This window comes from Rhodococcus sp. NPDC057529 (assembly GCF_042802055.1).
GTDB lineage: Bacteria > Actinomycetota > Actinomycetes > Mycobacteriales > Mycobacteriaceae > Rhodococcus_F.
In genome coordinates, this window is record NZ_JBHVEY010000014.1 from 114,806 (window position 1) to 130,444 (window position 15,639).

General features: G+C 70.3%; 15 protein-coding genes. 10 read left to right on the forward strand and 5 right to left on the reverse strand.

Annotated features, from left to right (window positions below):
• Positions 1 to 93: 93 nt before the first annotated feature.
• The 3 genes from ACFU5V_RS26335 to ACFU5V_RS26345 are packed head-to-tail and all read left to right on the forward strand — an operon-like array spanning position 94 to position 4,187.
• Complete coding sequence (locus ACFU5V_RS26335; RefSeq protein ID WP_378702947.1) at positions 94 to 2,472, forward strand: DUF4118 domain-containing protein; 2,379 nt, start codon at positions 94 to 96, stop codon at positions 2,470 to 2,472.
• Positions 2,469 to 3,149, forward strand: coding sequence for a response regulator (locus ACFU5V_RS26340; protein ID WP_378702948.1), 681 nt, complete (start codon positions 2,469 to 2,471; stop codon positions 3,147 to 3,149). Before ACFU5V_RS26335 ends, ACFU5V_RS26340 begins: the two co-directional genes overlap by 4 nt.
• Positions 3,150 to 3,209: 60 nt before the next feature.
• Positions 3,210 to 4,187, forward strand: coding sequence for an iron-siderophore ABC transporter substrate-binding protein (locus tag ACFU5V_RS26345; protein ID WP_378434248.1), 978 nt, complete (start codon positions 3,210 to 3,212; stop codon positions 4,185 to 4,187).
• A gap of 3 nt (positions 4,188 to 4,190) precedes the next feature.
• On the opposite strand, the gene ACFU5V_RS26350 is transcribed toward ACFU5V_RS26345, so the two are convergent.
• Complete coding sequence (locus tag ACFU5V_RS26350; RefSeq protein ID WP_378702949.1) at positions 4,191 to 4,823, reverse strand: pyridoxamine 5'-phosphate oxidase family protein; 633 nt, start codon at positions 4,821 to 4,823, stop codon at positions 4,191 to 4,193.
• Between the two features lie 124 nt (positions 4,824 to 4,947).
• Here ACFU5V_RS26350 and recO point away from each other — a divergent pair, with 124 nt between their 5' ends.
• The 3 genes from recO to ACFU5V_RS26365 are packed head-to-tail and all read left to right on the forward strand — an operon-like array spanning position 4,948 to position 6,936.
• A complete protein-coding gene (gene recO, locus ACFU5V_RS26355; RefSeq protein WP_378434252.1) occupies positions 4,948 to 5,763 on the forward strand; it encodes a DNA repair protein RecO in 816 nt (271 codons plus the stop codon).
• Positions 5,729 to 6,538 carry an isoprenyl transferase gene (locus ACFU5V_RS26360; RefSeq protein WP_378702950.1) on the forward strand — a complete coding sequence of 270 codons (810 nt, stop codon included), beginning with the start codon at positions 5,729 to 5,731 and terminating at the stop codon, positions 6,536 to 6,538. Before recO ends, ACFU5V_RS26360 begins: the two co-directional genes overlap by 35 nt.
• Positions 6,535 to 6,936, forward strand: coding sequence for a hypothetical protein (locus ACFU5V_RS26365; protein WP_072946647.1), 402 nt, complete (start codon positions 6,535 to 6,537; stop codon positions 6,934 to 6,936). The genes ACFU5V_RS26360 and ACFU5V_RS26365 overlap by 4 nt, the downstream gene beginning before the upstream one ends.
• Positions 6,937 to 6,939: 3 nt before the next feature.
• On the opposite strand, the gene ACFU5V_RS26370 is transcribed toward ACFU5V_RS26365, so the two are convergent.
• Positions 6,940 to 7,365 carry a Fur family transcriptional regulator gene (locus tag ACFU5V_RS26370; RefSeq protein WP_378434257.1) on the reverse strand — a complete coding sequence of 142 codons (426 nt, stop codon included), beginning with the start codon at positions 7,363 to 7,365 and terminating at the stop codon, positions 6,940 to 6,942.
• Positions 7,366 to 7,370: 5 nt separating this feature from the next.
• Entirely contained in the window at positions 7,371 to 7,736 is a 366-nt protein-coding gene (locus tag ACFU5V_RS26375) for a helix-turn-helix transcriptional regulator (RefSeq protein ID WP_206012698.1), read from the reverse strand.
• A 221-nt stretch (positions 7,737 to 7,957) separates the two neighbouring features.
• Between ACFU5V_RS26375 and ACFU5V_RS26380 the strand changes: the two genes are divergently transcribed.
• Positions 7,958 to 9,349: a glycine--tRNA ligase gene (locus tag ACFU5V_RS26380; RefSeq protein ID WP_043826260.1), complete on the forward strand. Its 1,392-nt coding sequence runs from the start codon at positions 7,958 to 7,960 to the stop codon at positions 9,347 to 9,349.
• A gap of 7 nt (positions 9,350 to 9,356) precedes the next feature.
• Here the strand turns inward: ACFU5V_RS26380 and ACFU5V_RS26385 are convergent, their stop codons facing one another.
• Together ACFU5V_RS26385 and ACFU5V_RS26390 are read right to left on the reverse strand one after the other, a co-directional pair.
• Positions 9,357 to 10,031, reverse strand: a complete 675-nt coding sequence (locus tag ACFU5V_RS26385) for a hypothetical protein (RefSeq protein WP_378702951.1) — start codon at positions 10,029 to 10,031, stop codon at positions 9,357 to 9,359.
• 164 nt (positions 10,032 to 10,195) lie between these two features.
• Positions 10,196 to 12,259, reverse strand: coding sequence for a TPM domain-containing protein (locus tag ACFU5V_RS26390; protein WP_378702952.1), 2,064 nt, complete (start codon positions 12,257 to 12,259; stop codon positions 10,196 to 10,198).
• A 69-nt stretch (positions 12,260 to 12,328) separates the two neighbouring features.
• On the opposite strand from ACFU5V_RS26390, the gene ACFU5V_RS26395 reads away from it, so the two are divergent.
• From ACFU5V_RS26395 to ACFU5V_RS26405, 3 genes are all read left to right on the forward strand, one after another.
• Positions 12,329 to 13,021: a YdcF family protein gene (locus tag ACFU5V_RS26395; RefSeq protein WP_378702953.1), complete on the forward strand. Its 693-nt coding sequence runs from the start codon at positions 12,329 to 12,331 to the stop codon at positions 13,019 to 13,021.
• A gap of 8 nt (positions 13,022 to 13,029) precedes the next feature.
• Positions 13,030 to 14,328: a deoxyguanosinetriphosphate triphosphohydrolase gene (locus ACFU5V_RS26400; RefSeq protein WP_378434265.1), complete on the forward strand. Its 1,299-nt coding sequence runs from the start codon at positions 13,030 to 13,032 to the stop codon at positions 14,326 to 14,328.
• 103 nt (positions 14,329 to 14,431) lie between these two features.
• Positions 14,432 to 15,637, forward strand: coding sequence for a lipase family protein (locus ACFU5V_RS26405; RefSeq protein ID WP_378702954.1), 1,206 nt, complete (start codon positions 14,432 to 14,434; stop codon positions 15,635 to 15,637).
• The last annotated feature ends 2 nt before the right edge of the window (positions 15,638 to 15,639 follow it).

Sequence of the window (15,639 nt, forward strand, 5' to 3'; positions counted from 1 at the left end):
CCTGTCTCGTATAATATAGCCGCCAGAGACTAGCGATAATTTCTGAGAGAGCACACCGACGCGTACCGGGGGGGGTGCCCTTTGTCGCGTTCTTTGGCACCCCCCCCCCCCCGCGACCGCACGGCGGCGCAACTCGGTGACCTCGAACTGATTCCGCCGCAGGTCATCGCCTACCGCGGCACCCTCGGCCGCGAACTGGACGTCGACGCGGTGCTCGCCCGCAGGCCGGCGCTGGTGCTCGTGGACGAACTCGCGCACACGAACACCCCGGGCAGTGTCCACGAGAAACGCTGGCAGGACGTGGAGATCCTCCTTGCCGCGGGCATCGACGTCCTCTCGACGCTGAACGTCCAGCACCTCGAAAGCCTGGGCGACGTGGTCCAGCGGATCACCGGGGTGGTGCAGCAGGAGACGGTCCCCGACGAGGTGGTGCGCGCCGCCACCCAGGTGGAGCTGGTGGACATCACCCCGGAAGCGCTGCGCCGCAGGCTCTCCCACGGCAACATCTACGCCGCGGAGAAGGTCGACGCCGCGCTGAGCAACTACTTCCGGACAGGGAACCTCACCGCACTGCGCGAACTGGCGTTGCTGTGGGTCGCCGATCAGGTCGACGCCGCCCTCGCGAAATATCGTGCGGAGAACAAGATCACCGACACGTGGGAGGCTCGGGAACGAGTGGTGGTCGCGGTGACGGGCGGACCGGAATCGGAGACACTGGTCCGGCGGGCAGGGCGGATCGCGTCGAGGTCCAGCGCCGAGCTGATCGTGGTGCACGTGGTGCGCGGCGACGGCCTGGCGGGCGTGTCGGCCCCGGAGATGGGGAAGGTGCGGACGCTCGCCGCGAGCATCGGGGCGAGCCTGCACAGCGTCGTCGGCGACGACGTCCCGACCACACTCCTCGACTTCGCCCGGACGGCGAACGCCACCCAGTTGGTGCTGGGCACGTCGCGACGCTCGAGGTGGGCGCGGATCCTCGACGAGGGAATCGGCGCGACCGTTGTGCAACAGTCCGGGTCGATCGACGTGCACATGGTCACGCACGGCGAATCCCACCGGCCGAGGCGGTTGTCGCCGGTGGGATCGCGGTCCCGCACGATGATCGCCTGGATCGCCGCGGTCCTCGTGCCGTCGGTGGCGACCGTGGTGATGAGCGCCATCGACCGCTGGCTCGGGCTGGTCGGCGAGGGCGCCCTGTTCTTCATCGTGGTGCTGCTGGTCTCGCTGCTCGGCGGTGTCGCCCCCGCGGCGTTCTCGGCGCTGATCTCGGGATTGTTCCTCAACTACTTCTTCACGCCGCCGGTGCGCAGCTTCACCATCGCCGAGCCGGACAACTTCATCACCACGGTCGTGCTGCTCGTGGTCGCCGTCGCCGTCGCGGTCCTGGTCGACGCGGCCGCCAAGCGTTCGCGGGAGGCCAGGCGGGCGTCGCAGGAGGCCGAGTTGCTCGCGCTGTTCGCCGGATCGGTGCTGCGGGGGGCCGATCTCGGCACGCTGCTCGAGAAGGTGCGCGAGACGTACGGTCAGGAGTCGGTGAGCGTCCTGCACCGGGACCGCGGTCTCGTGGGGTCCGTCGGGCCGCATCCGCCGGCGAGCGTCGACGATGCCGACACGGTCTGCGAGGTGGGGGAAGGGGAGTACGCGCTCGCCCTCCGCGGCAGCGAACTGCGCGCACGGGACCGCCGCGTGCTGCTCGCCGTCGCGAACCAGGCCGTGGGGATGATCCGGCAGACGGAACTCGCGCAGGAGGCGGGGCAGGCTCAGGCGCTGGCCGAGGCCGACCGGCTGCGGCGGTCGCTGCTGTCCGCCGTCAGCCACGACCTCCGGACCCCGCTGGCCGCGGTCAAGGCCGCCGCATCCAGCCTGCGCAGCGACGACGTCGACTTCTCCCCGGAGGACACCGCCGAACTGCTCGCGACCATCGAGGAATCGGCCGACGTCCTGACCTCACTCGTGGGCAACCTGCTCGACTCGTCCCGGCTCGCGGCGGGAGTGGTGACCCCGACGCTGCGGCCCGTGTATCTGGACGAGGTGGTGCACCGGGCGCTGGTGGGGCTGGGTATCGGCGGCCGGACCGGGACGCGGGCCCGCGAACGGGTGGAGGTCGACGTCGGGACGGTCGCGGCGATGGCGGATTCGGGCCTGCTCGAGCGGGTGCTCGCGAATCTGATCGACAACGCACTCCGCTACGGTGAGGACTCCGTGATCCGGGTCGGCGCCGCGGCGGTGGGAGACCGCGCCGTCGTCACCGTCGCCGACACGGGGCCGGGAATTCCACGGGGGCGGGCGGAGGAGATGTTCGCCCCGTTCCAGCGGCTGGGGGACCGCGACACCACCACGGGAGTCGGGCTCGGGCTCTCCGTCGTCCGCGGATTCGTCGACGCGATGGGCGGCACCATCAGCGCCACCGACACCCCCGGTGGTGGTCTGACGATGGTGGTGGAACTGGCAGGCGCGGGAGGGGAGCACCCATGACGAGAATCCTCGTCGTCGACGACGAACCGCAGATTCTCCGCGCCCTGCGGATCAATCTCAGTGTGCGCGGATACGACGTGGTGACGGCCGCATCCGGCGCCGCCGCACTGCGCGCCGCGGCAGAGCGGACGCCGGACGTGATCGTGCTCGACCTCGGGTTGCCCGACATGGACGGCACCGAGGTGCTCGCGGGCCTGCGCGGATGGTGCCCGGCGCCGGTGATCGTGCTGTCGGCCCGCACCGATTCCGCGGACAAGGTGGAAGCCCTCGACGCGGGCGCCGACGACTACGTCACCAAGCCGTTCGGGATGGACGAGTTCCTGGCCCGGGTGCGGGCCGCGGCCCGCCGGGCGACGACGGCCGTCGACACGGGCGAGCCTGTGGTGGAGACGGATTCGTTCACGGTCGACCTGGCGGCGAAGACGGTGCGGCGGGCGGGGGCCGAGGTGCACCTGACGCCGACGGAATGGGGGATGCTCGAGATGCTCGTGCGCAACAAGGGCAAGCTGGTGGGGCAGAAGGAACTGCTGCGGGAGGTGTGGGGTCCGGCGTACGCCACCGAGACCCATTACCTGCGGGTGTATCTGGCGCAGTTGCGGCGCAAGCTCGAGGACGATCCGTCGCACCCGCGTCACCTCATCACCGAGGCCGGGATGGGATACCGGTTCCAGGTGTGAGGCCCACCCGGCGGGAGGGGCGGACGGGTCCCCGCCCAGTGCGTTGGTTAGCCTTGCCTTATGAGGATGAGAAGTCTCGTGTCGGTGTCCCTGCTGGTCCTGGCGCTCGCCGGCTGCGGGAGCGGCGGCGGGGAAGAATCGGAACCGGCGGCGGGAGCCGCTGACGGCGCCTTCCCGGCCGTGGTCGCCACGAAGTTCGGCGACGTCACGGTCGAGTCGAAACCGGAGCGGGTGCTCGCGATCGGCTGGGGTGACGCCGAAACCGCGCTGGCGCTCGGTGTCGAACCCGTCGGAGCCAGCGACTGGGTCGCGTTCGGTGGCGACGGCGTCGGACCGTGGGCGAAGGGGAAGTACACCACGGCGCCGACGATCATCGGAACCCTCGAACCGTCGTACGAGCAGATCGCGGCGCTCGAACCGGACGTCATCCTCGACACCAAGAGCGCCGGAGACGAGGAACGCTACGGCCATCTGTCGCAGATCGCCCCGACGATCGCACTGCCGGAAGGCGCTGACAACTACAAGACGCCGATCGAGAGTCAGGTGTCGATGGTCGCGACCGCCCTCGGCGTGCCGGAGCAGGGGAAAGCGCTGCTCGCCGACATCGACCGGCGGTTCGCGGACGCCGCCGCGGCTCACCCCGAATTCGCGGGGAAGACGATCACCGTCGGTGCCTACTCGGGCACGGGATGGGGCGCCTACACCGCGGACACCGAGCGGCTCCAGTTCATGAAGAAGCTCGGATTCGTCAGCAACCCGGCGGTGGACGCGCAGCCGGCGGTGAAGTTCTCGGTCCCGGTGTCGGAGGAGAATCTCGGCGTGATGGACGCCGACATGGTGGTCGTCTTCCCGATCGGCAGGCCCGCCGCCGACGCCGCGAACCGGCCGCTGTTCCAGGCCATCCCCGCTGTGCGCGACGGACGGTACCTCGTGTTCGACGATCAGGCCGTCTCCAAGGCGTACTCCACCAACTCGGTGCTGTCGCTGCACTACGCCCTCGACACCGTCGTACCCCTGGTGTCCGAGCGGCTGCGGTGACGCTCAGTAGAGCAGCGTCCGGTAGTACTCCTGCCTGCGGGGTGTAGCCGGGTCGTGTTCCAGCTCGTGTTGCTCGGCGTGCATTTCCCGCAGCGACGGGATCTCGTCGGGGTCGGGCCACGACTCCGGGTCCCACATCCGTGACCGGAGTATCGCCCGGGCGCAGTGGGTGTAGACCTCGTCGATCCGGACCACGACCCCGAGGTTGGCCGGTTTGCCGTTGATCGACATCGACTGCAGCAGTTCGGGATCGACGGTCAGGGTGGCGGTGCCGTTGACGCGCACCACTTCGTCGATCCCGGGCACCACGAACAGGACGCCGACGTGTGGGTTCGCGAGGATGTTGCGGTACGAGTCGGCGCGCCGATTGCCCGGGCGGTCCGGGATCACCAGGGTCCGGTCGTCGAGGAAGATCGTCTTCGGCGTGAGGTCTCCGCGCGGCGAGCAGTCGCAGTGGCCGTTCGCGTCGGCGGTGGCGAGGACGAAGAACCGTGCTTCGGAGATGAAGCGGCGGATCAGCGGCATCGTGTGATCGGTGTGCTTGGTGGCGATCGACGGGTGCGGAACGCCCAGTATCTGCTCGAGTTCGTCGAGCGAGGTGATCGTGTGCTCCGGTGAGGGGGCGTGCGCTGCCACTGAAGTGTTCCGTTCGTCGAGGGCGGTCCGAAGTTAGGGTAACCTTCGGCGGCCCTGCCTGGACCCGCAGGCCCCGCGGCCCGGGCTGCGGAATGTGGCCGCCCGGGCGTGGGAGACTGGACCGGTGAGGTTGTATCGAGACAATGCGGTGGTCCTGCGCCAGCACAAGCTGGGCGAGGCCGACCGCATCGTCACACTCCTCACTCGGCAGCACGGTCTGGTGCGCGCGGTCGCCAAGGGAGTGCGCCGCACGAAATCCAAGTTCGGCGCCCGGCTGGAGCCGTTCGCGCACATCGACGTGCAGCTCTACCCGGGCCGCAACCTCGACATCGTCACCCAGGTCCAGACGGTCGACGCCTTCGCGACCGACATCGTCGACGACTACTCGCGGTACACCACGGCGTGCGCGATCCTCGAGACCGCCGAGCGGCTCGCCGGCGAGGAGCGGGCCCCGGCGCTGCAACTGCACCGACTGACGGTCGGGGCACTGCGGGCGGTCGCGGAACACCACCGGCCGTGCGAGCTGATCCTCGACGCCTTCCTGTTGCGGGCCATGGGTTTCGCGGGGTGGGCACCCGCCCTCGACGACTGCGCGCGGTGCAGCGCACCCGGGCCGCACCGGGCATTCCACGTGGCCGCCGGGGGAGCGGTGTGCGTCCAGTGCCGGCCGCCGGGCGCCGCCACCCCGTCGCCGGGTGTCCTCGACCTCATGGACGCGCTGTTCCGCGGCGACTGGGCGAGCACCGAGCAGGTGCCCGAGTCGCTGCGAGGGCAGGCCAGCGGTCTGGTCGCGGCGCATCTGCAGTGGCATCTCGAACGGCAACTCCGCACTCTCCCGCTGATCGAACGCGCACGACCGCATGCGGCGGTAGGGGCGGAGGATTCGGTCAGGCAGGATGGGGACCGTGATTCGACGACGCGAACCTCGAGCCCCGCGTGATTCCGGGGCCGAGCGCCAGGCCCGGCCGCCGGACCCGCATCCCTCGGGCGCCCGCCCGCCGGGCCTGCAACCCGAACTCGTGCCCCGGCACATCGCGCTGGTGATGGACGGCAACGGCCGTTGGGCGCAGGAGCGGGGACTGCCCAGGACCGCAGGCCACGAACGCGGCGAGGCCGTGTTGATGGACGCCGTCTGCGGGTGCATCGAGATGGGCGTCGAATGGTTGTCGGCGTACGCGTTCTCCACCGAGAACTGGAAACGCAGCCCCGAGGAGGTGCGCTTCCTGATGGGCTTCAACCGCGACGTGATCCGTCGTCGCCGTGACGAGATGCACGAGATGGGGGTGCGGGTGCGGTGGGCGGGTCGCAGGCCCAAGCTGTGGCGCAGCGTCATCAAGGAACTCGAGGTCGCCGAGGAACTGACGAAGCACAACACGGTCATGAACCTGACCATGTGCGTCAACTACGGCGGTCGCGCGGAGATCGCCGACGCGGCGAAGGAGATCGGCAGGCGGGTCGCGGCGGGTCAGCTCGACCCGGAGAAGATCACCGAGGCGACCGTCGCCCGCTACCTCGACGAGCCGGACATGCCGGACGTCGACCTGTTCCTCCGGCCGTCCGGCGAGCAGCGCACGTCCAACTTCCTGATCTGGCAGTCGGCCTACGCCGAGATGGTGTATCAGGAGAAGCTGTTTCCCGATTTCGACCGCCGCGACCTGTGGGCGGCGTGCGTCGAATACGCGTCGCGTGACCGCCGGTTCGGTGGGGTGAAATGACCGTCGACGGGGCGCCCGCACTGCTCGGGCGGGCAGCGGACGCACTGGAGCACTTCGCCACCGTCGCCCGGGCCGAGGACGGCTCGCTGAGCTTCGAATACGCCGGGGCGCTGTGCTCGATCAGTGCGATGACCCTCACCGACGGCCTCGACGTGCTGTCGATGACGTGCGTGCTGGCCTGGGATCGTCCGGTCAGCGCCGCGCTGCACAAGAAGGTGGCGGAGCGCAACGGCGCGTTGCAGTTCGGTTCGATCGCGGTGTTCGGTCACGGACGGCTCGCGGACGTCATCCTGCGGTACACGTTCCCCGCCGCCGGGCTCGTGGACGAGGCGCTGACCACGATGCTGCTGCTCGTGCTGAGCGGCGCGGACACCGCCCGGCAGGGTCTGATCCCCTGACGTTCACCGCGGCGCGCTGCAGTCCTTGCAGAGACCGAAGATCTCGATGGTGTGGCTGACGTCGGAGAAACCGTGGGCGTCGGCGATCGACTGCGACCACTGCTCGACGGTCGGCCCTTCGACCTCGACGGTGTAACCGCATGCGCGGCAGACCAGGTGGTGGTGGTGTCCGGACGAGCAGCGCCGGTACACCGATTCGCCGGTGTCGGTGCGCAGGACGTCGACGGTGCCGGCGTCGGCGAGCGTCTGCAGGGTGCGGTAGACGGTGGTCAGCCCGATGCCTTCGCCGCGCTTGCGCAGTTCGTCGTGCAGTTCCTGCGCCGACCGGAACTCCTCGATGTCGTCCAGGAGTGCGGAGATGGCGCTGCGCTGCTTGGTGGCGCGGACTCCCACGACGACGGGCTTGCGCTGGCCGGTGTTCTGGGTCAAGTCGTTCATCCTTCCTCGGCGTGCGCGACGGCGTCCACGACGATGTGGGCGAGGTGGTCGTCCACCAGGCGGTAGAGGACCTCGCGTCCGGTGCGTTCGCCGCGCACGACGCCCGCGGCCTTGAGCACGCGAAGATGCTGGCTGATCAGTGGCTGGGTGACTCCGAGCGCCCCGACGAGTTCGTGCACGCACCGTTCCGATTCGCGGAGCTGGAGGACGATCGCGATGCGGACGGGGGCGGCGAGGGCGCGCAGGATGTCGCCTGCCGCCGTCAGCGTCTCCTTCGACGGCACGGGAGCCGGGGGAGCGGCCTCGAACGGATGCGGGGTGGCCTCGAACGGATGCAGATCCCCGGGATCGACGACGCTCACCAGTGATCTCCTTCGGTGTGCCGGACAATGGACGGGACCGTGGCCGCGTGGCCGTCGGCCCCGGGAGCAACACCCCATCTTATTGCAAATCGATTCCATTTTGATATGCACGAATACGCATGTCAACCGGCGGGGTGAACCGACCACGATCGGGCAGATAGGCTGGGATCCGAAAAGCGCACGTGAACCATGCATCTATTACCCAGATGGAGAGCACCCGAGTGGCACCGAAGTCCAAAGTCGAAACCGTCGTCAATCTCGCCAAGCGTCGTGGCCTGGTCTACCCGTGCGGTGAGATCTACGGAGGCACGAAGTCGGCCTGGGACTACGGCCCCTTGGGCGTCGAGCTCAAGGAGAACATCAAGAAGCAGTGGTGGCGCAACATGGTCACCAGCCGCGAGGACGTCGTCGGCCTCGACTCCTCGGTGATCCTGCCGCGCGAGGTGTGGGTGGCGTCGGGCCACGTCGGCGTGTTCAACGACCCGCTGGTCGAGTGCCTGAACTGTCACAAGCGTCACCGTCAGGACCACCTGCAGGAGGCGTACGCCGAGAAGAAGGGCCTCGACAACCCGGACGACGTCCCCATGGACGTCGTGGGCTGCCCCGACTGCGGCACGGTCGGCCAGTGGACCGAACCCCGCGACTTCAACATGATGCTCAAGACGTACCTCGGCCCGGTCGAGAGCGAAGAGGGCATGCACTACCTCCGCCCGGAGACCGCGCAGGGCATCTTCGTCAACTTCGCGAACGTGCTCACCACGTCGCGGAAGAAGCCGCCGTTCGGCATCGGCCAGATCGGCAAGAGCTTCCGCAACGAGATCACCCCCGGCAACTTCATCTTCCGCACTCGCGAATTCGAGCAGATGGAGATGGAATTCTTCGTCAAACCCGGCGAGGACGAAGAGTGGCACCAGTACTGGATCGACTACCGCATGGACTGGTACACCGGGCTCGGCATCAACAAGGACAACCTCCGCCTGTACGAGCACGCGCAGGACAAGCTGTCCCACTACTCGAAGCGCACCGTCGACATCGAGTACCGCTTCCACTTCCAGGGCAGCGAATGGGGCGAGCTCGAGGGTGTGGCCAACCGCACCGACTTCGACCTGTCGACCCATTCGAAGCACTCGGGCACCGACCTCAACTACTACGATCAGGCCTCCGGTGAGCGGTACACGCCGTACGTCATCGAGCCGGCAGCCGGTCTCACGCGTTCGCTGATGGCGTTCCTCGTCGACGCGTACACCGAGGACGAGGCGCCGAACGCGAAGGGCGGCGTCGACAAGCGCACCGTGCTGCGCCTGGACCGCCGTCTCGCCCCGGTGAAGGCCGCGGTGCTGCCGCTGTCGCGCAACGCGGACCTGACGCCGAAGGCCAAGGACCTCGCCGCGACGCTCCGTCAGCACTGGAACGTCGAGTTCGACGACGCCGGCGCGATCGGCCGCCGCTACCGCCGTCAGGACGAGATCGGCACGCCGTTCTGCATCACCGTGGACTTCGACACCCTCGAGGATCACGCCGTGACGGTGCGCGAGCGCGACTCCATGGCCCAGGAGCGGGTCGCGCTCGACCAGGTCGAGGGTTACCTGGCGCAGCGCCTCATCGGTTCCTGATCCGCGGTCACCTGCGTGCGTCGCAGGTGGCGGTCAGGTAGTTCGTCAGGATTCGGCGGTTCTCCTCGGACACCGGGATGCGCGAGTATTCCGGTGTCGAGGAGCCGACCGCGATCCACAGCGGAAAGACGAAGGGCTTCTTCGCTTCCGCGAGCGCGTGCGGATCGCAGCGTGCCGCGTCGATCGTGATGTCGATGCTGAGCCGGTCCTCGTCCGCCCGCATGGTGGCGGGCAGCGCCCCGTGCAACGCATACAGGACGCTGCCACCGATCTCGTCGACCCGGACGTCGCCCGTCGCCGTTCCCCGGCTCACGACGAGCCGGGCAGGGAGGGGCGCGGCCGGTTCGGGCGGGGCCGGCGCCGGAATCAGGGTCACCGGGACGGCCCGCGCCAGTTCGTCTGCGGCGCAGTCTCCGTCGTGGATTCGGCCGAGGACGTCGTACGGGGTGGCGAGCGGCACCCGCACGGGCGACGCGCCCTGACCGGCGACCCCGATCACGGCGTACGCCGGTTCCGGCCGTGCGTCGCAGCGCACTGCGCCGTACTCGGCTTCGACGTCGATCCGGTTGCCGGGGCCGAGTTCGACCTCGCGCCGGGCCTCGGGCGCCGCCGCGAAGCCCGGGCTGTCCAGCGCCACCGACGTCACGGAGACGGGCACATCGCCGGTATTGGCGATCCGCACGTGAATCCGCCCGCCCGCCGCGTCGTCCTCGCGGCTGCGGTACGCCTCCGCCGACAGCGGGATCGCCGGCTCGTCCTCGGCGCCTCGCCCGCCCGCGCAGCCAGACAGGACGCCGCAGCAGGTGGCCGCGACGCAGGCGAATGCGACGAACGTTCGGGGTGACGTCAGAATCGGCCGCCCCCGCTGATCCGGCCCGAACTGCTCGGCCCGCCGAACGAACGGGGACCGCTGCCGCGCCCGCCGCCGGAGCCGCGGCTACCCCAGTTGCCGCCGCCGCTGAATCCGCCCCGCAGGATGCTGTCGATCAGGATGCCCCCGAGGATCGCGCCGGTGGCATTCCCGCCACCGCCACCGGGCCCGGGGCGCTGACGGGACTCCCAGCGGCTCACGTCGTTCTGCGCCAGCCGCAGCGCGTCGGCGGCCAGGCCCGCGGCGGCCTGGGCGTGCTGCAGCGCGCGGGAGGCGTCGGTGGTGCGCAACTGCTGGGCCCCCGCCAGGTGCCGCTGCGCCTCGGTCAGGCGGGTCCTGGCCTCCGCTCCCACCGCGCCACGGCGGGTGCCGATGAAGTCCGATGCCGCCGTGACCTGCGACTGCGCGGCCACGAGGTCCTGCTCCAGGCGCTGCTGCGCACGCTCGGCCTGCTGCCGCGATTCCTGCGCCTCGGCGAGGACGGCGTCGAGTTCCGCGTCGGCCTTCACGATCTGGGTGAAGCTGCCGAGCGGGTCGGTGTCCGCGGCCGTGCGGGCCGTCGACAGTGCGGCCTCGGCCGCGGTGCGTGCCGCCGTGAGCCGGTCCCCACCCTGCTCCGGGAACTGGGCCGCGGTCGCGATCCCCGCCTCCACGTCGGTGATCGCGGCGGGCAGCGTGGCGATGGCGTGCCGGATGTCCTCCGCGGCGTGATCGACGGCGTCGAGCAGCGTCCGGGCCTGTTCGAGGGCCCCCTCGGCGCCGCGGATCGCCGGTACCGCCGGTCCCTGCTTCCCCGGTGGCAGGGCGACGGCCTCCCGGCCCTCGCCCACGGCCTTCTCGGCGTACGCGAGCCGCTCCTCCGCCATCGTCACGTTGTGGGCGACGGAAGCGAGTGCGGCGGCGGGGAATTCGGTCTGCAGGGTGGCGAGTGTCTGCGTGGAGTCGGGGATGCGCACCGTCAGCGCCACCATGTCGCGGGTGAGCGCGTCGAGCCGGTCGGGGGCGTTGATCAGCAGGTCCCGCAGCCCGTCGAACTCCTGGACCCTCTCGTTGAGTTCGCGGTCGGCGCGCCCGCACGACGTGATGATGTCGATGAGCATCTCCCGCTGCTGCTGCGGGGTCTCGGGGATCGCGTCGTCGAGGCGCTGACGCACGGTGAACGCCGCCGCGAGGGTGGACTTCGCCGTCTCGAACGCCGCCGTGAACGCGGCGGTGGCCTGCTCGCCGAATTCGCCGCGGGCCAGTTCGAGTTCCTCCTGGCTCGTGCGCAGCGCGTCGTCCGTCTCGACGAGCACCTCCTTGGCGCGTTCGTCGAGGGTCGGCAACGGCAGCGCCGTCAGCGCGGCCGTGTCCTCGGGGCTGATGCTGCGCGCCGCCTCGACGCCCGCCCGGGAACGGTCGTGCTTCCTCTTCCGCGAGTACAGCACGACCCCGCCCACACCCACCACGACCACACCCCCGCCGATCAGCAGCGTGCGCACCGACATTCCGCCGCCCGGGCTCATCGCGTCACCGAGCCCGCCCGCCGCGGCGATCGCGCCGCCGGCCCAGTCCTCCTCGCGCAGGGCGGGTTCCACCGCGTCCACCCGGATCGACTCCGCTTCGTCGCTGGTGATCTCGGACAGACCGTCCGGTGCGATGAGAGCGTACTCACGGTCGACCGTCGCGACCGCGAGCAGTGCGTCGCGATCGCCGAGGGACGACGCCTGCGCCGTCTGATCCGCCCACGGGCCTGCGCCCAGGCCGTTGAAGTCGGGAACGTAGACCACCCACAGCCGCACCTTGTGCTCGTCGTAGAGCTGATCGATCGCGGCCTGGACGTCGCTCTGCTGGTCCGCGTCGAGCACCCCGACGGTGTCCGTGATCTGACCGGGCAGACGGAACGGTGCGTCCGCCGACGCGACCGCGGGGAAGAACAGGATCGCCACGAGCGTCAGGAGCGCGGAGACGGCGCCGAGGGCGGCGAACCGCCGGGCGCCGGGGAAAGGGAGTCGGGGGCGGGACGACGGCGTCTGCTCGAGGCGCGGTGCGAGTGGCATGGCAGCAAATCTATCGGGTGTGGCGAGTCGTCATCGGGACAGTTCGGCGACAGCTGGCAGAATCAGGGAGTGAATTCTGCACCCAGCCGTGAACGCCACGACCTCCCGCGCCGTCCCGCGCGCCCGGGGTTCGCAGGCACGCTGGCCCGGTGGACCCGCCGGATCGTCGCCGGTGTCGTTCTCCTCGCGGCGGCCCTGGTGCTCGGCACCGCGGTCCGGGTGTGGCAGGTCGCGCGGATCGACGACACGTCGACGGCCGACGCGATCGTGGTGCTCGGCGCCGCCCAGTACTCGGGAACCCCGTCGTCCGTGTTCGAGGCCCGGCTCGAGCAGGCGTACAAGCTGTACGAGCGCGGGGTGGCCCCGGAGGTCATCACGGTCGGCGGGAAGCAGGAGGGCGACGAGTACACCGAGGCCGCGTCCGGGAAGAACTACCTGATCTCGCGCGGTGTCCCCGCCGACAGCATCACCGCCGTCGAGGAGGGGTCCGACACCCTGCTCAGCATCGAGGCGGTAAGTGAGGCGATGGGTGTGCAGGGCATCGATTCGGCGGTCCTCGTCAGCGACCCGTGGCATTCGCTGCGGACCCGGACGATGGCCCGCGACGCCGGCCTCGAGGCGTGGACGGCGCCCACCCGGCAGGGGCCCGCCGTGTTCACCCGCGAATCGCAGTTGCACGGAATCGCCCGGGAGACAGGGGCGTTGATCTGGTATCAGCTCACGCACTTCTCGGCCGACTTCCCCTACACGGCGGGACAGTAGGCGTTGCGATGACACCACACACGACACCCCTCGGCGAGGTGTACTCCGCGCACGACGTCGCCCGGCGGGTCCGCGAGGCACCGAAACGGGCGGGGATCCCGGGCAGCCAGATCGCGGCCGCCCAGCACCGATCCGTCTTCTCCCGCGACCGTGCCCGGGTTCAGCACTCGGCGGCGCTGCGCAGGCTCGCCGACAAGACCCAGGTGGTGGGCCCCCGGGACGGGGACACCCCGCGGACGCGGTTGACGCACTCGATCGAGGTGGCGCAGATCGGCCGTGGCATCGCCGACGGTCTCGGTTGCGATCCCGATCTGGTCGACCTCGCGGGCCTCGCGCACGACATCGGTCACCCGCCGTACGGCCACAACGGGGAGAAGGCCCTCGACGAGGTCGCGGAAAGCTGCGGCGGGTTCGAGGGCAACGCCCAGAATCTGCGCATCCTGACGAACCTCGAACCGAAGGTGCTCTACCCCGACGGGCGCAGCGCCGGGCTCAACCTGACCCGGGCGTCGCTGGACGCGGCGATCAAGTATCCGTGGACCCGGCCGCGGCCGGGCGCCAAGTTCGGGGCCTACGACGACGACGCCGAGGTGCTCGCGTGGATCCGCGAGGGGGCCCCGGACGGTCACCAGTGTCTCGAGGCGCAGGTCATGGACTGGGCCGACGACGTCGCCTACTCCGTGCACGACGTCGAGGACGGGGTGATCGACGGGCGCATCGACCTGCGTTCGCTCGCCGATCCGGTCGACCAGCGGGCGCTCGCCGAGTTCGGCGCCGCGGAGTTCGCGGGACTCGACGTCGAGGAACTCGTGGAGGCCGCGCAACGGCTGAGCCTCCTGCCGGTCGTCGTCGGCGTGGGCAGCTACGACGGCACGCTCACCAGTTCGGTCGCGTTGAAGAACCTCACCAGCGAACTGGTGGGCCGGTTCGCGACCGCCGCGATCATCGGGACCCGCGACGTCCACGGCGAGAAGCCGGTCGCCCGGTACGACGCCGATCTGGTGGTCCCGCCGGTGGTCGCGTCCGAGGTGGCGCTGCTCAAGACGTTCGCACTGAACTTCGTGATGTCCGATGCCGGCCACCGCGCGCGGCAGGAACGGCAGCGGGACCGCGTGCACCGCGTCGCCGAATGGCTGCTCGCGACCGCACCCGACGGCCTCGACCCGATCCTCGTACCCGCGTGGCATGCGGCGGCCGACGACCCCGCACGGGTCCGGGTCGTCGTCGACCAGATCGCGTCCTACACCGAGAGCAGACTCGAACGCGTCGACAAGTCCAGTCTCGGGGCCCAGGCGAGCTGGGGCTGACGGACACCGAAGTCGGACCAATCCGCCCGCCGCGGTGCTACGAATAGGACTCAGACAGCTTGCACCCCCTACGTGCAGCACACCCGAGGGTCAGGGAGACCGGATGAAGTCTGCAGTGCGCAAGATCATCGGTTCGACGTCCGCAGCGCTGGCGGTGGCGGTCGGTGCCGCCCTGCTGGCCCCACCCGCGGCGCAGGCCGCGCCCGCATACCCGTTCGCGGACCCCGACCCGTTCTACGGTGCGCCCGCCGACGTCGGGGCACGCGCCGACGGGGACGTGCTGGCGAGCCGCCCGGTCGCCGCCACCGGTTTCCCCACCGCCGACGCCTGGCAGGTCAAGTACAAGTCGACCAACTCCGCGGGCGCGCCCATCGCCGCCGTCACCACGGTGCTGGTGCCCCGCGGCACCCCCGCGAACCGCCCGCTGGTGTCGTATCAGCCGTTCGTCAACGCGCTCGGGCTCGAGTGCGCACCGTCGCATCAGCTGTTCACCGGCGGACTCCAGGAGGCCCCGGCCCTCAACGCCCTGCTCGCGCGGGGATGGGCGGTCGCCGTACCCGACCACCTCGGTCCCACCAGCGCATACGGGGCGGCGAAACTCGGCGGCCGGCTCGTCCTCGACGGCGTCCGCGCCGCGCAGCGACTCCCCGAGGCCGGGCTCGGCAGCAGTCCGGTCGGGCTCGCCGGGTACTCGGGTGGCGCCATGGCGACCAACTGGGCTGCGGCGCTCGCCCCCACCTACGCCCCGGAACTGAACATCGTGGGCGCCGCCGAGGGCGGTACCCCGGTCAACATCGGCGAACTGGCCGACCGCCTCGGCGGCACCCGCTCGCAGGCGTTCGGCCTCGGATTCGCGGCCGCCATCGGGCTCGAGCGCGAATACCCGACACGCTCCCCGCTCGGCGACGGTCTCAACGACGAGGGACTCGCCCTGCGCGCGCAGATGAGCAACATGTGCACCGATTCGATCCTCGGCGCCGGGGCAGGCAAGTCGCTGCCCGACCTGACCAACGGTCCGGGGATCCTCGCCGACCCGTCCGGGCGCGCCGTGATGGACGAGAACAGCGTCGAACTGTATCCGGGAGTTCCGCGGACGCCGATGTTCGTCTGGCACGGCAGCGCGGACCCCCTCGTCGCCATCGGACCGGTGCAGAACACCGTCGCCCGGTACTGCTCACAGGGTGCGCGGGTGCAGTTCGACGTGATTCCGGGCGCCGACCACGGCACCGCCACCATGCTCGGCGCCGGCCCCGCCTTCGGCTACCTCGGCGACCGATTCGCCGGGATTCCCGCCCCCTCGAACTGCTGATT

What these genes read in the sequence shown, in the direction of transcription:
- ACFU5V_RS26365 (WP_072946647.1), top strand. Translation starts at nt 6,535, where the DNA reads ATGACCGTCGACGGGGCGCCCGCACTGCTCGGGCGGGCAGCGGACGCA.
- ACFU5V_RS26390 (WP_378702952.1), bottom strand. Translation starts at nt 12,259, where the DNA reads ATGCCACTCGCACCGCGCCTCGAGCAGACGCCGTCGTCCCGCCCCCGA.
- ACFU5V_RS26400 (WP_378434265.1), top strand. Translation starts at nt 13,030, where the DNA reads ATGACACCACACACGACACCCCTCGGCGAGGTGTACTCCGCGCACGAC.
- ACFU5V_RS26340 (WP_378702948.1), top strand. Translation starts at nt 2,469, where the DNA reads ATGACGAGAATCCTCGTCGTCGACGACGAACCGCAGATTCTCCGCGCC.
- ACFU5V_RS26405 (WP_378702954.1), top strand. Translation starts at nt 14,432, where the DNA reads ATGAAGTCTGCAGTGCGCAAGATCATCGGTTCGACGTCCGCAGCGCTG.
- ACFU5V_RS26345 (WP_378434248.1), top strand. Translation starts at nt 3,210, where the DNA reads ATGAGGATGAGAAGTCTCGTGTCGGTGTCCCTGCTGGTCCTGGCGCTC.